This is a genomic window from Pseudomonas sp. AGC41, from assembly GCF_057334555.1.
Genome location: NZ_JBHFJB010000136.1, coordinates 1 through 15,381 on the forward strand (window position 1 = coordinate 1; position 15,381 = coordinate 15,381).

Sequence of the window (15,381 nt, forward strand, 5' to 3'; positions counted from 1 at the left end):
CCCAGGGCATCGCGGACCGATTGCAGGCGCTGGCCGCCGCGAAAATCGCTGTAAGTGAGGTCGACCCGGTGTCCGGACGGGGCATGAAGGTGGACCGGCAACGCCACCCGCTGGGCGTCAATCCCGCCGGTCTTGAGGGTTTCGATCAGGCCGGACTTGTGCACGACGCGGTAGCGGTCATCGCCGTCGTCATAGAAGTGGAAGCTGTCGAGCTTCTTTTCCTTGATCGGGGGTTGGGGGCCGCTGCCGGTGACCTTGAAGGTTTCGCCGGTCGACAGCGCCAGCATGCTGTTGTGAGGCGTGTACTGGGAAAGGTTGAGGTTCCAGCCGGTGCCGAACCCCGAGTCCTCGGTATTGAGCGGGTTGAATACCAGTTGCAGCGGCACGACCGGGCCGCACAGGTCGTTGGACTTGAGTTCCGGCAGGTCGATGCTGACGGTGTACTGGCCAGTACGCGGGTCGACGCTGAGGGACAGGAAACTCATGAAGTTGAAGGCGTTGGAGTGCGCTGCAGTGGAAACGGTCATGATGATGAGTCTCGCATTGTTTGGAAGAGGCGTATCACCGAGCCAAGAGTCCGCTTATTGCAGAGTGGCGCAGCGATAGCGGGTTACGTTGTTCTCATCCCCCACATGCCACCTGCCAACAAGGAACTGATTCGCGGGGCAATGAAACTCTGAACCGCTTTCCTTTTTTTCCTCGCTCCATTCATGGGGTGTGACGCTAAGGTCTCTGCCGGCGTTGGTCGCCGTTGCGCATTCGTACCAGGTATCAGCATTTTCATCGCCCTTATGTTGGCGGCCAGTCATAATCGTATTGGGCGGGCAAACGTAGTACTTTCCGATATGATATCTTTTGCCATCGACATCGTCTTTATATACTCCTGATTCTTTCAAGGGTTCGGACCACACTTTGTTCCTCACGATAACCGCCGTGCCGGCTTGGCTGGCCGTTGCACATTCAATACTGGTCGTTTTATTTTCATCACCGTAGTGTAAGCGTCCGGTCATTATGGCGTTACCGCTGCAAGAGAATCTGGATTCATTTTCTTTCTGTGAAGCGGCCCACAACCGGCTGTTGCCTGTCGCCGCAGCGGGGACCGGTGGAGTATTGATATTCGCCGAAGCGGTCAGCTTTATGCAGGACAACTTGTCGAGATTCTGCGATCCTGATCTTTGGTATTTGTCTTCCAGAAGCAGACCCGGGCCAATAAAAGAGTTTTTGCCATAGGTCAGTAAGTAATGGACTTCGGCGCCCTGGGTTGAGCCGTTCCCGCCGACGCTGGTGGATTTTTTGGTGGTTTTCAATTTTATCCAGAAGTTTCGGGTGTTTTTTTCCGGTTTGCCTTTCCCTTCTTCTTCTTCTTCTTCTTCGTCCTGTGAAGTACTTTCGCTGCACCAGAAGTCATCTGCGAGGAAAATTTTCACTGCCGATGGCAGTTCAATGAACTCTATGGAGCGCGCTCGAAAATCTGTCTTGCATTTGGAACTGACGGCTTTCATTTCGTATTGGTAAGTGACGCCGCTGCCGAGCGCGGGGACGTCCAGCGCACAATTGTAATTATCCTTGTCGCGGAGAATGATCTGGGCGGCATTAGCGTACAGCGATGAGGTGGCCACCGTTGTGCTGCACAGGAATAAACCGAATATTCTGGACAGTCTGTAGTTGCGGAATGAAATACTGGTCATTTGGTTGGTTCCGTTATAGTCAGGTGTCAGCCGAAATATGCAGCAGGTACGGTGCCAGGAGTGGTTTCAATAAAGCGTTGCGCATTGATAGTGAGTAGCGGATGAGCCATCCTCGTCACCAGCATGAGAACGGCCGGTCATCACTTGGTCTGTGGGGCAGGTGTGTGTGCTGTCAGTTTCATTCATCGGACCTGTCCAAGTACGGTTGATCGGTATTATTTCATCGCCCCATTGATCCTTAATTTTTCCGCAGAAGTACCACGTATCGCCTTCTTCGTCGCCCGAATGGGCTCTGCCAGTCATGACGCCGTTTCCACTGCATTTAAACCAGTATTCCACATGTTCATCGACGTAATGTGCGTCGTAACTATCACCATTTACGACTTTGAGCGTCCTCCCGTTTTGCTGTAGGCTGGCGCACTTATGTGCGGTTAGGCCTTCTTCATCACCTTCGTGGTTACGGCCCACCATGACTTTGTCTTCTGCGCATCTGATAGAGCCTTCTTCATCATCATCATTCCCGGCCCATGATGATAGGTGTTCATGTACAGGCTCGGACCAAGATCCATCGGGCGTTACAGTTACGGCCGCCTTGGTTTCCATCCCGGCTTTGTTGCCGACCGTATGACAGCCGCCCAGTAGCAGTGTCAGGCTCAGCAGCAAAGTTGGAAGTTGGTTTGCTGATTTACTCGAAAAAGCAGAAATTGGTTTCATCATGATTGCTCCAAACGAGTGAGACTGCACAGTGTCGAGAGAGGGGTACGAGCAAGGTAAGCACACCCGTTACGTTTGCCTACCTAGCAGAACTGTTAGTCATGACCCTTCCCGGGCAGTTGGTGGCCGAATGATGCGTGAATGGCATGGCGGCATAGCTTCGTTGCAGCTGAAATTCGCATATCTCGAACCCGTTGCGGGTAACGGGACGAGACTAGCAGTTCTGTTAGTTGGCGTGATTTGAATTGAGGGGTAAAAGAAAGCTGTAATTTACAGGCGGAGCTATCAACCATCATGGTCCCATTAAATAAACCGTCTCCCGCTGCGTTGGCCGCCGATTGGCCAACCCCCGCTATTCCCGATTTGGTGAACGGCGATACGGTGGACTTGGTTGCCTTGGGTAACAATAATTTGCGGACGTATATCAAATATGACCAAATAGCTATCGGCGATGCAATCTGGCCGAACTGGCGGGGCTGTAGCGTAGACGGCGATGTGCATGACCATGCCAATGCTCGGGTGGATGTCAGCCTGGCTGGCGGCTATACCGCTGAGAGCGGAATGCCGGTGGATATCCCCAATACGTTGCTGAAGGCTGTCGACCAAGGCGTCGCATTTTATTCCTACAGTGTTTGGCCGGGGGGGGATGAAGAACAGAAAAGCCCAGAGTCCTCTCGACGTCTTGTCTATGTCGGTCTGCGTCCGGACGCTCAGGCTACGTTACCGGTGGTGCAGTTACGGGACTCCCATGACCTGCATCTGGACCCGCTTGCTATCGAAACGACAGTCACCGCGCTGATAAACCCGTATCGGGCCATGCGTGAGGGCGATCAGGTCAAGTTCCTGATGCAGGGATATGACGCGGAAGGCCAGCACGATGATGATTGGCCATTCACCGTTACCCTGAATGCGGTCAATGTCGGACGACCGTTGGCTGTCAATATCCCAAAGAGTCAGTTTGACTTCATCAAAGAGGGCCACGCTCTACTGAGTTATCGCGTGGAATATGCCGACCAGGGCAATCGCCAGGCCTCCTTGTCCGCGGTACAAACCGTGCGGATCGTTGCACCTACCACGCCGATGTTGCCTCACATCAGGATCGAAGGCCTGGAGGGTGATGTTCTTGATCCGACGCGATTTCCCGAAGGTATCGACCTGTACGTGCCATCTTACGACCTCCTTCTCGGCGACAACGTCTTGCTGTATTGGCTGACCAGCAGCTTGGAAGCCCAGGTAGTTGAAGCCCTGCTAATCGATCAATCGAATATCGACAGTGGCGTGCTGCTGTTCCGTTTGTCTTCGCAGGTGCTGCAGAAAAGCCTCGGGCAGCCGGTTCAGGTGTTTTACCAATATGCTCGGGAAGGACAGGCCCGCCGTTCACAAGTGCTTGAACTGACGGTGAGGGCGCCGCTGGACCTGGCCTCGCCCACGGTGGAGCACGCCGGGTCCGAAGGGGAGCCGCAGGACAACGAGGCTTGTCTCCTCGCGTCCCTTGCAATGCGCGCCGGTGCTTTTGTCATCCTGCCAGAGACGCTGGTGATTGGTCCGGATGATCAGGTCGAAGTGCATTGGCAGGGGCATCCGGCTGGCGGGCGGCATATTGCCAAGGAACCTAGTGCTACCAACCCGCGTCGCTTCCAGGTACCGAGCGCTTTCATTGCGGCGAACATGGAGGCCCATACCGATAGTGAAACGAAGCGTTTTCCAGTGTTCTATCGTTTCACGCCGTTCGGTGCCGCCTTTGAGGACTCCGAAACCTTGAATCTGCGGATCCAGCCGTTGTCGCGACAAAACTATCCCAATGTCCAGTTCCACGACGGTTGGTTGGACGGCACAAAGTTGTCATTGAAAATAATACCTGACGGTTCTGAGGCCCTATTACGGCTTGCGCCCTGGTCGTTCATCGCAGCGGAGCAGCAGGTGAAAATTACTGTCCTCGGGATTAAGTCATCAAACGAAGCTACAGCGTTCCCTGTGCGTGACACCTCCCGGCCCGTTACCACGCAGGAAGCGCAGAACGGCATTGTCAATGAATACTTGCCGAAAAGTTTTTTACAGACATTAAAGCTGAACTCCACGTTCAGGGTGAGCACCAACGTAAGTTTTGATGGTGGGGAAACATATTTCAGTTTTCCGGATCTGGACAATATTCAGTTGATCGAATAGCTGCGAAAATCGGCGGTATGAATCAGAGCACAACAATATCGCGCCTTGGTCGGCTGCATGAGCGGTACCTAGGATTAATAACGTGAGGTTGTAATCATGGCTAATGAAACGGTAGAAGATTTTGTTTCCTGGCTCGCAGAGCGGCCCCAGACCTTGGGGTGGGACGTAATCCTGGCTTACGATCAGTACAAGGTCAATACACTGTTGGCGCAGGAATACATACAGCGATTCAATAGTGAGTCGTATTTCGAGCCCCTCACGTTTGACGTCCCGATGGGCGCGGATACCAGCTGGGAGTATGTATATAACCATATTCTCGATGCGCCGCGGCTGTCGTTTGAAACGTCAGCTATCTCCGAGTCCATTGCCACGCTGACTATGCGTATTACCGGGGGCATTCAATTGTCCGTGAATAAGATTGTTGGCGAAAGTAGGCGATGGATTTCAAGAGTAAAAGTGGCAGATGCCGTGAACGGTCCTCTGTTACGCATGAACATAAATCTGTCCATATCCGAAGGGACCATTGACGAAGTGGGTCGAGTCACTCTCGACCTGTCACGCGGAACGCTACTGTACGTTACAATCGGCGATAGTATGGAGCAGGATATCGCGGCGGGTATCAAATACAAGGAACGTTTCGATAAGTGGGAACCCGAAAAGAAAGTTTTTGAGTTGAATACGTTGAAGTCCGATCCAGGCGCATTGCTCCAGCCCGACGCATTTTTCATTCGAACCCATCCAGCGCCTGGCGGTACAGACTTCAAGTCTCCCAACTTTGGCGAGGGCGAAGTGCTGTTGTTCGTGTCGATGAAGGATAGGTCAAATGGCTCTATACCTGCTGTTAATGCGAATATGCATTATCTAATTCCGCAGGGGGAGCCAAGCGACCCGCTGTCGGCGACGATTTTGGTGGGGAATAGCTTTTTATTGGAGAAAATTGTTTCCGAGGGGTTTCGCCGCATTGCCAAGGGTCAATCGATTAATATCGTTGCTGGGGGTGAAGAAGACAAGTACATCGAGTCATTAACCCCTGATAGCGGTGCGTTTTGTGGGTCCTATGTCTTTCACAATGTCCCCGATATCAAAACGTTGGCAATGACATTGGCACTGCCGTTTAATGAAGTAAAAGACGGAACCGTTATGTGCGAGTTCTTCGCAGATATAACGGGTGGGATCTTGATGTTTACGTGGAATGGGAAAAAATCGGTGGATCTCCTAGTAGCACCCATGACAGGTGCGTCTGTGACGGTTAACTCGACGTTTAAATGGCGCTGGCGGCAGAGCTTCAAGTTCAGCAGCACGCTAACGGGCGAATTGTCGATGATTGCGGTGGATGCCCCGAGTAATGAGCAAATATGGAAAATGACCCCGGACGGATTTGAGGATACCGAAATTGAAGAGTACACGGAGGAAATCGTTAAGGCAGCCGAGTCGGTATTAAAGTCAGCACTGGACGACTGTAAACAGATGCTAACCGGTACGGTCACGGCTATCGATGCCTTCCGCCTCAACGGCCTATTGTTTCGCACGCAGAATGCGGTGGTGCCGATACACTCTCACTTTGCCGGTGACCTGGCATTGCTGGGTAAGATCGACCCGAGCCTGACCGGTTTTGCTGTCGAACCGCGCGAGCCGGTTGTCGCCTCCCTGGGGGAAATTTCCTTCAAAACCCAGCCAGTTTTCGAACAGCTGACCTGGAGCGTGGAGAACTTGCCAGATGACGAGGGCGACCCAGGTACGATTGATAGCCAGGGAAAGTACACCGCTCCCGTTGTTGGTGGGATCAAAGGTTATCAAAAACGCGTACTGGTGAAGGCCGTCGGCACCAATGCCCGCGGCGCGAGTGTCAGTAGTACCGCCCTGGTGAGTATCGTCGAACGTGACATAGCCATTGATCCATTGGTCTTTGTGGTCACTGCAAGAGGAGCAGACGAAACCCCGGCGGGCCACCCAATGTCTGCTGCCGTGTTGGGTGGGGAGGCGCTCACGTGGAGTCTGAAAGAGGGCTCTACTGCCCAAATTATTAACGAGCCGGAACCGACCCCGGGGATAGAAAATCAGAAGTGTTTTGTGCCGCCTGTAAGAGAGGCGGGTAAAGATCTCACGCTCGAGGAGATCAGTGTGGCCCGAGCGTCTCGCATCGGCACTCAACATACGTCGGTCGCGGTTGTTGTTCATGCTCCAGGCGGTTCATATTTCATCAAGACCACGGAAACCCCGGAAGACGTTCGTCGCCTGACGCTTAGGTTGTTCTATACGAACAAAAATGGCGAGGAGGTGGAGGTTCCCGTCAACGAGACCACCTTCCAGAAGCTCTATGGTGACGGCGAGCTTTCGTCTGAAGGTATTTATGAGTTGCCGGACGCCCCGGTGCACAGGTTCGCGGTGCTGAAGGCAGAGAAATACAACGAAGAAAGTTGGAATTATGGCTTTCTGATCGTGCCCAACCCCATCGTGGATTTGCAGCAATTCTGCAGCCTGCTCAACGGCACGGAGACCGCGCCATGTCTGTGAAACATTCAAACACCGCAGCCCTGCCTGGTCTTTCCAAAGCCCAACTGCTGGAGCGCCTGAAGAGCGGCAATATAACCTTGGGGTGGGGGGCTGTCGTGGCCTTTAACCGCAGGCGGATCAATCAGATACTGCAAAAGCAGTACCTGGCCAACTTCACCGAGCTTAGGTTCCTGTTGCCGTTCAATCGCAGCTTCTTCACAGATACGGATAAAACCGAGGAAATCCAGCTGAAGGAACTGATCCTGGGTGAGCCGAGCCTGTCGTTCGAGACGGCGATGCTGGGTAACAGCGAGGCCACCTTGACGATGAACATCATCAGTGGGTCCTATACCTCTATTGCTCATGCTCCGGCGAAACCTTCCATGGTGCGGGAAAGTTTCAAGATCCGCGAAGACATGGGGTATCGGGTCCGGATGAGCGTCGAGCTGGTAGCGGTGCAGGATACGGTGGGTGAGCGTGGCCGGGTTTCGCTTGACCTGTCCAAGGGGCACAACGTGACGTGTAACCTCGGCGCCACCGACTATTCAAGTAACACTATCGGTGAGCAGCTCAAGGTCTATCTGCAGGAGCATCCTGCCTATCGCAAGATCTTCGTGCTGGGAGGCGTCGATTACAACGATTACGGCCCGTTGGCACCTCGTTCATTTGCCTTGCGTACCCAAGCTGCTCCCGGTGCCGCGGATCCCCAAGCGTTGAATCATGGCGATGGAGCCTTGGTGGTTTTTATTCAGCTCACTTCCAATCCCGAGCGTGGGACATTACCGGTCAACGATGAGGATTTCGTTTACCTGATTCCCAACGATACGGAGAATGAACAGCCCAGCTATTCGGCTGCTGTCGTGGTGGAAAAGCGGCTTATCCCGTTAGCTGACCCGAGTAACCTGGCTGTGATCAAGCACATCCTGTTCCCTGGTGGCTACACCATCGCCTGCGACGACAGTCCTGATACGCCCCACGACCTGGTGGTGTTCGGCAAGGTATCGCTGGCGCCGGGTGCCAAGGTGGTCGAGCCTGCGATTGTCATGGTGAAAGCCGGCCAGCCGGAGCCGTTCACTGTCATCAGCGGTACCGATGTGGCTTCGGCACCAGATCGCTGGAGTGCCAGCAACCTTGATCGCCCGTTATCGGTGGGGCAAATGGAGGCAGACGGTACCTACCGGCCGCAGGAAGCGTCGTCGATGCGGCGCGAGCAGCAGGTGTCCGTGATTACTGCCCATTACAGCGATGCCCATGGCGACCTTGGCTACTCGGCGCTGGCGGTGGAGTATGCGCAGAGCCTCGCGATATCTCCCCTTATTTATACGTGGGGCGAGGGAATGGAGCCCGTCAAGCTGAAGGCATCGAGCCTGAAAGGTAATTCGCTGGACTGGAAGTTGGTAGGCGATGTGCGCGGTACTCTGGAGGTCCTGGACAACCATAACGCTCTTTTCAGCCCCGACCCGCAAAAAGGCCAACCCGTATGGATTCAAACCATTGAGGTGACGGACAGCGTTTCGGGGGAGGTCACTCGAGCGGCGGTAATTATTTTCGTGGCGGCGCAAAGCCTGCAGGTTCTGCCGCATTACGTTCCCACGGTCACAGCCGGGAATCCGGTCCGGTTCGAGATTAAGGATCTGGATGATCCGGCCAAGTCGAAGTGGGCAGTCTATGGCGAAGGCAGTATTTCTGCAGAAGGTCTATTCACGCCACCTGATTCTCCCATGACCCCGGTGTGTGTTGTATTGGGTGAAATCAGCGAATCTCATTGGGGATACGCCATTGTTGAACTGAGCGGTCGCCAGCTGAACCCGCAGGCGCAGCGGGATTTGCACTGGATAGAGTTGGCCGAATTCGCCATTGAGGGCCTGGATGGGGCTCAATGCTATACCAACGGTATGCAGCAGATTCCTTTGCGGGTAAAGATCAAGACAAAGCCGGTTTGTCCCGATCCGGAAAATCAGAACGAGTGTTACGACATTCCCCTCAGCGATGTCGAGCTGTCCAGCCTGGAATTGGTCCGTGAAGTCACTAATGCCGAAGTGCCGTTCATTGAGGCGGGGCAGGAAGGTCTGGAGGGCACGGAGATACCTTGGGCGGTGAATGTACTGCGCAACCGCTTCAAGCTCTACTCTGCGACCACCGTTAATGAATATGAACAGGACCCGCCTCCGTTGGCGGATGGCCTGACTAAATATCGAGAGTTGTTCATGCACTGCGCGGAGCAGGGCAGCGTTGTGTTTTATGCACAGTTCACGGATGCCTACGGTCAGGTACGGCGCTCCACTGATCTGGAATGGCCTAACAACAAGATTACGTTGAAGGGGATCCCACCGCCAACACCGGATCGCGGTCTCGGTGGCGAGGGGCATTATGATTTCATCAGGGAACGCGTTTTCAATGGCCAGGGCGAGGAGAAGCCGGATGACCCCTTCTCGTACCTGCTGGACTCCATCGACTACTGGACGTTTGGCTACCGACGCAATGGAATATACGCCACCCGATGGTCGACGCTGAAGGTGTTGGGTAACGCTTCGACCTTGCAGTACGAGTCGGAACAGTTGGAGGAAACATTTGCCAGTTTCACCGGCTACGGCTTTTATCCGCAGCCTGCCGGGCGCACCGACGCGCCACCCGTGAGTCTGGTTTTTGATGCCTACCTGACGGCTCTCTGGGAAGCCCTGTCCTATAACGAGCCTTCATCTTCTTTCGAGGAATTGTACAAACCCGGGCCGGGCGAACTCATCGTCAGCATGCATCGGGTGGCTGATCTGCCGTACTGGCATGACAGCATGGCACCGGAATTGCTCATCGGTTTTCGTGAACGCCTGGACGGGCCTGTGCGGTTCGAACTGCGTGACGAAGAGGGCAACTTGCATCGGTTCGATGTGGGGTTTGAAGTTTCGACCCGTGAAGACAGTCGTAACCAATTGATTGTTAATTTTCAATAATCAGGCACTTCCGGCGGGGCGCTGAAAAGCGCTCCGCGTCTGGGATCGCCTGTTGTCGATATGATGGAGAGGACGCTATGACTGCTTCGACAGTTCTGCACTCCAACGCCTTCAACTTCATGAGTTTCCTGTCTCTCAGCGTCGACCCGCGTACCGGCCAGTACACCGTCAGCATCGACCTGCCGGAACTCAAGTCCAACGACCTGTGCGGCCCGGTCGTGCCACTGCAACTGGTATTCAACCCGCTCAATACCGAGGACTCGGGGTTCGGCACCGGCTGGAACCTCAACCTTTCCCAGTACACGCCTCACAACAGCATGCTGGCGCTGTCGACCGGCGAAACCTTCAAGGTCACCGGCAGCGGCCCCCAACCCCCGATCAAGGAAAAGAAGCTCGACAGCTTCCACTTCTATGACGACGGCGATGACCGCTACCGCGTCGTGCACAAGTCCGGCCTGATCGAAACCCTCAAGACCGGCGGGATTGACGCCCAGCGGGTGGCGTTGCCGGTCCACCTTCATGCCCCGTCCGGACACCGGGTCGACCTCACTTACAGCGATTTTCGCGGCGGCCAGCGCCTGCAATCGGTCCGCGATGCCCTGGGTCAACTGCTGCGAATCGAGCGTACCGATGACACCCGGATCGAAGTGCTCATGCACCCGGACGCCGGTCCCGACGGTACGCCACTGGCACGTTTCGAGCTCAAGCTGGGAGTCGAAGGGCGCGTCGACGAAATCATTCTGCCCACCGAGGAAAAAGCCAGTTGGCGTTTCACGTACACCAAGGTGCGCGACCTGACCTGCATCCAGCAGGTCAAGACCCCGGCAGGCGGGCGGGAAGACATCGAATACCTGGATGACGGCCATCCCTACCCTGGGGACAACGGTCGGCTGAACCTGCCACGGGTGACCCGCCACCAGCTCTTTGCCGGTTTCGGACAGCCGCCGATGGAGGTGAGATACAGCTACACCCTGCACAATTTCATCGGCAACGGCACCAGCATCAATTGGGAAGACAGCGGTGAAGACCAGCTGTACAAGGTCACCGGCGACTACGATTACGGCTCAACCGCCAGCCATATGGTCGACGGCAAGGTGCTGCGCACGGTGCAACGCACCTTCAACAACTTTCACCTGATGACCGAGGAGACCACCACCCAGGGCAACGCCGTGCAAAGGGTGAAGACTACCTACCACAACGTCCCCGGCAGCTTCGATGTACAGCCGGCGTACTTCCAACTGCCCAAGACCGTGGAAAAACGCTGGGAGCTGGCGGACGACGCAAGCCAGGCCCGCAGCGAGATCCTGAGCACCACCTATGACAACTTCGGCAACCTGCTGCAAGAGTGCCAGCACAACGGCATTTGCATCGTAAGCGAATATTACCCGGCCGCAGGCGACGATGGCTGCCCCCCCGACCCCCAGGGGTTTGTGCGCAACCTGCGCAGCAAGACCGTGTACCCGGCGCAGGGCCATGAAGGGCAGGCCCCGGTGCTGCGCACGCGGTACCGCTATATCGAGTTAGCGCCGCTGACCGGGAGCCATGAGAAGGGCTGGCTGTCGGTGGAAAACGAGGACCTGCACCAACTTTTGGGCAGTAGTGAAACCCTCTTGCAGAATACCTGTCGCCGCTACCTCGACATGCCGGACAAGCCCTTTCTGCATGGTCGTCCTGACTATCAGGAAGAAACCATCTTCAAGGAATCCGTGGGAAAGACCGCTATGGTCCGCTGGCGTTACAGTCGGGTCAACGAAGAGCTCGGGCCCCTTCACCAGATCGAGGAAACCCTGATCGGCTACAACGGCAGCCAACAGGTCAGCTTGACGCAAAGCTCGCGTTTCAACGGTGAAGTCGTGTTGCGCGAAGATCACAATGGGGTAAAAACCACCTTTCGTCACGACGCTCTGGGGCGCGTGCTGGAAGAGGTCGTGGCTCCGAACACCGAATTCTCAGCCTCGCGCAGCTTCAGCTATCAACTGACTTCAACCGATGGCCAGCAAGCCGAGCAAGTGCTCACCGATATCAAGGGCGTGCAGACCCGCACGCTGTTTGACGGCGGCAATCGGATCATTGAAGAGCAACGCCAGCAGTTGGACAGCCAGACCGGCGCGCCCGTCTGGCGACCGATATATGCCGCCTGTCATGATGCGATGGGACATAAAATCAGTGAGACCACCTACGATTGGACAAACCAGACGTGCGAGCATCCTGTTGGCTACTGGCCGAATGCCTCGCTCGCCCCCCTGATGTTGACCACGCGCGTCGAGTACGACGACTGGGGCCAGCAATATCGGGTGACCGGCCCCGATGGGGTGGCCCTGGTCAAGGAGTTGTGGCCCTTTGGCGAGAACGGGCCGCTGATCCGCCAGTGGCAGGAACATGCCCAACGGCCCGGCGTGCGCACACAACACAGCGAGACCCATTACAACCTGTTCGAAAAGCCCGACAAGATCCTACGCCTGGATGCCCAGGGCACGGCGGCGGGCAGCCAGGATTTCGTCTATGACGGCAGCGGCAACTGTATCCGCGAAGTCGAAACGTTACGCAACCCATTTGACGTCCGGGCGGCGCAGTTGCAGCGCACCACCCAGTACGCATATGACGTCTGGGGCCGGATGATCCTCACCGAGCTGCCGAACACAGATCGACTTGAACGGAGCTTCGTCGAATACAGTCGCAGTGAATTGCCGGTCAGCCTGCAGGTTACTCCCAGCGGCAACGTAGATGCCAAGGTGATCGCCGGCGAACAGACCTTTGACGATCTCGAACGCCTCGCCAAGCGCACCATTGGCCCACGCAGCGAGCACTACGAATACAAAGGCGGCAGCACGCGACCTTACAAACGGATTACGCCGAGCAACCGGACGCTCACCTATACCTACAACCTGGCGCTTACTCAGGAGCCGACTGTTATCGCCGTGGACCAGGATCCCGGATCCACCTACGCCTATGACCCCTTGAGCGCCGCGATCACCGAGGCGATCAACGATCAGGGGACGCGAACCTACGAGTATACGCTTGACGGTTACTTGGCCTCCGAACATTGGCACGATAAAATCAGCGGGGTTGCACAACAGACACTTCACGGTACTTCGCTGCAAGGTCGCCCACTGAGCCGTGACGACCAGGGCGCCGCGCCGACGATCAACCAGTACGACAGTGCGGGCCGGCTGGCCTATGTCAGCCAGGGCAATCTGCAAGCCGAATTCACCTACAACCTTGACGGTCTGCTCGAACGCAGCGTCAGCAGCAGCCTGGACAGCGGCCTGCGCCTGGTCACCGACCTGGAATACGATGAGCACGGCCGGGAAACCAAGCGGATTCTCCAGGTCGAAAACGAAGCGCCAAGGGTATTGACTCAGGTCTGGCAGGACGACGACCAACTGCACAGCCGTAGCCTGGAAAAAGCCGGGCAGCTGCTGCTCGAAGAAGTGTTCGAATACGACCTGCGTAATCGGTTGACCCGACACGCCTGCAGCGGCGAAGCCTTGCCGACCGATGGCCAGGGTCGCGCGATAACCGAACAGGTGTTCCGCTTCGACGCCCTGGACAATATCGAGCGCTGCCTTACCGGGTTCGCCGACGGCAAAAGCGACACCGCGCGTTTCACCTACGACGAGCAGGACAAATGCCAATTGCGGGAGGTCACCCATACCCTTCCGTCTTCCACGCAGACCTTCGAGTACGACGCCGACGGGCGCCAGCTCAACGATGAACAGGGTCGGCGGCTGCGCTATGACACGCTGGGCCGGCTGTTGGAAGTGCGCAGCGCCGACGATGCTACTTCGCTCATCAACTATCGCTATGACGGCCACGATCAACTGGTGGGTGTACGCAACGGCAATGCCCCGGAGGCCCTGCGCTTCTATCAGGGTTACCAGATCAGCTACACCTTGCAGGGTGACCAACTGACCCAGTTCCTTTTTCACGGCGATCATGCTCTGGGCCAGCAGGGCCATAGCATTTCGGATCCGAGTATGTTGCTGCTTAGCGATGGCGCCAACAATGTGATCGGTGAAAGCCGTGCTGACGGCTTGCATGACTCCTGCTATAGCGCCTATGGCGAACGTCGAGAAGACAACGGCATGCAAGGGCTGCTAGCGTTTGCCGGCGAAGTGCGCGAGGCCGTCACCGGCTGGTACCTGCTGGGGCGCGGCTACCGCGCCTACAACCCAGGCTTGATGCGCTTCCACAGTCCCGACTCGCTCAGCCCTTTCGATGCCGGCGGGCTCAATCCTTATTGTTATTGCCTGGGCAATCCGATCGCCTGGCGTGACCCGACTGGGCATCGGAGCCAGCCTGCTTCGTCGCGCCGGGATCCGGATCAGGGTTATATCGATCCAATTGAACAGCCTAGGGCAGCCGGGGCCGACGCAGCTGTATGGGCCGGCGTGGGCGTGGCAGCTTTTCTTTTGTTAGTTTCCATCGCAGTCATGCCTTGGGCCGCACCGGCGGCTATCGGAATCACTGCCTCCTATGTCACCGGTCTTGTCGGGATCGGCCTTCAAGTCGCAGGATTGGCGATGCAGGTTTATGGTGCGATCAACCAAGACGTAGGCATGTCGGTAGCTGGTGGAGTGGTGGGGTTTGTAGGCAGCATTATTTCCGGCGGCGGGATAAGTGCGGTTAGGGCCGCCCTGGCAAAGAGCACAGCAACGACGGGGCAAGCGACCATTCTCTCAGCGACTAAAAAACTCATCGGAAATATCTTTAAAAAACTCGGGAGCGCTGGCCGACGAGGTTCAAGCTCGTCAGCCTCGAGCACCGGTTCAAGGGCGTCAGTCTCGACCTCCGGTTCAGACGCACGCTCTAGTAGCTTACCAACGCCTTCCAACATGGGGCTAACGCGAAGTTCCAGTTCAGCTTCACTGCGAGGCGCTACTGACGGTCCGCCGCCTACTCCCCCCGTCGATTACAGCCCTAACTCCACTATTTCGCGCGCCTCAAGCGTTACCAGCCCCACGCCGGCAGTGAGCACGCCGCCAAAACCGCCAGCACCGTTGAAAAGTTATGTTTTTAAAGGGGGTTATGGCAGCAAGGGCGATGGGTGGAAGGGAATCGGCGATGAGTATAAATACGGGCACAGGTGACCCGAACACGTGCAGCCAATCCCCCCGGCTCCCGCCGCCTGCGCCGCGGGAGTTTTTTCTGCCCACGCGCTAAAAAACCTGCCACTCCAATAGCCGATTCATTCAATTCCTACAGAACTATCCTACATATTTAACTCCAGCTGCTCCGTAACCTCCCTCGCCACAACGCAACCCCACGTCGCCACTGAACTGGGGCTGCTCTTCTCAATTTGAAACCGGCCCAGAGCCTGATACCCGCCAGTACATCCATGAAAAGTCCCCTGTGGGAGCGAGCCTGCTCGC

The 15,381-nt window shown here is 56.2% G+C and carries 6 protein-coding genes and 1 pseudogene; 4 read left to right on the top strand and 3 right to left on the bottom strand.

The genetic code is table 11. The features are described 5' to 3' along the window. From ACE04F_RS21960 to ACE04F_RS21970, 3 genes and pseudogenes are all read right to left on the bottom strand, one after another. Nucleotides 1–527 (bottom strand): annotated as a pseudogene (locus ACE04F_RS21960) (sugar-binding protein); the annotation flags it as partial. Between the two features lie 54 nt (nt 528–581). After that, nucleotides 582–1,688 (bottom strand): hypothetical protein, encoded by a 1,107-nt coding sequence (locus tag ACE04F_RS21965; protein ID WP_486109904.1) that lies wholly within the window; start codon nt 1,686–1,688, stop codon nt 582–584. A gap of 66 nt (nt 1,689–1,754) precedes the next feature. After that, nucleotides 1,755–2,405 carry a hypothetical protein gene (locus ACE04F_RS21970; protein WP_486109905.1) on the bottom strand — a complete coding sequence of 217 codons (651 nt, stop codon included), beginning with the start codon at nt 2,403–2,405 and terminating at the stop codon, nt 1,755–1,757. Nucleotides 2,406–2,696: 291 nt separating this feature from the next. On the opposite strand from ACE04F_RS21970, the gene ACE04F_RS21975 reads away from it, so the two are divergent. From ACE04F_RS21975 to ACE04F_RS21990, 4 genes are all read left to right on the top strand, one after another. Beyond that, a complete protein-coding gene (locus ACE04F_RS21975) occupies nt 2,697–4,568 on the top strand; it encodes a hypothetical protein (RefSeq protein WP_486109906.1) in 1,872 nt (623 codons plus the stop codon). 96 nt (nt 4,569–4,664) lie between these two features. Beyond that, nucleotides 4,665–7,082 carry a hypothetical protein gene (locus tag ACE04F_RS21980; RefSeq protein WP_486109907.1) on the top strand — a complete coding sequence of 806 codons (2,418 nt, stop codon included), beginning with the start codon at nt 4,665–4,667 and terminating at the stop codon, nt 7,080–7,082. Continuing rightward, entirely contained in the window at nt 7,073–10,009 is a 2,937-nt protein-coding gene (locus tag ACE04F_RS21985) for a hypothetical protein (protein WP_486109908.1), read from the top strand. The genes ACE04F_RS21980 and ACE04F_RS21985 overlap by 10 nt, the downstream gene beginning before the upstream one ends. Nucleotides 10,010–10,086: 77 nt before the next feature. Next, nucleotides 10,087–15,099: an RHS repeat domain-containing protein gene (locus tag ACE04F_RS21990; RefSeq protein WP_486109909.1), complete on the top strand. Its 5,013-nt coding sequence runs from the start codon at nt 10,087–10,089 to the stop codon at nt 15,097–15,099. Nucleotides 15,100–15,381: the final 282 nt, after the last annotated feature.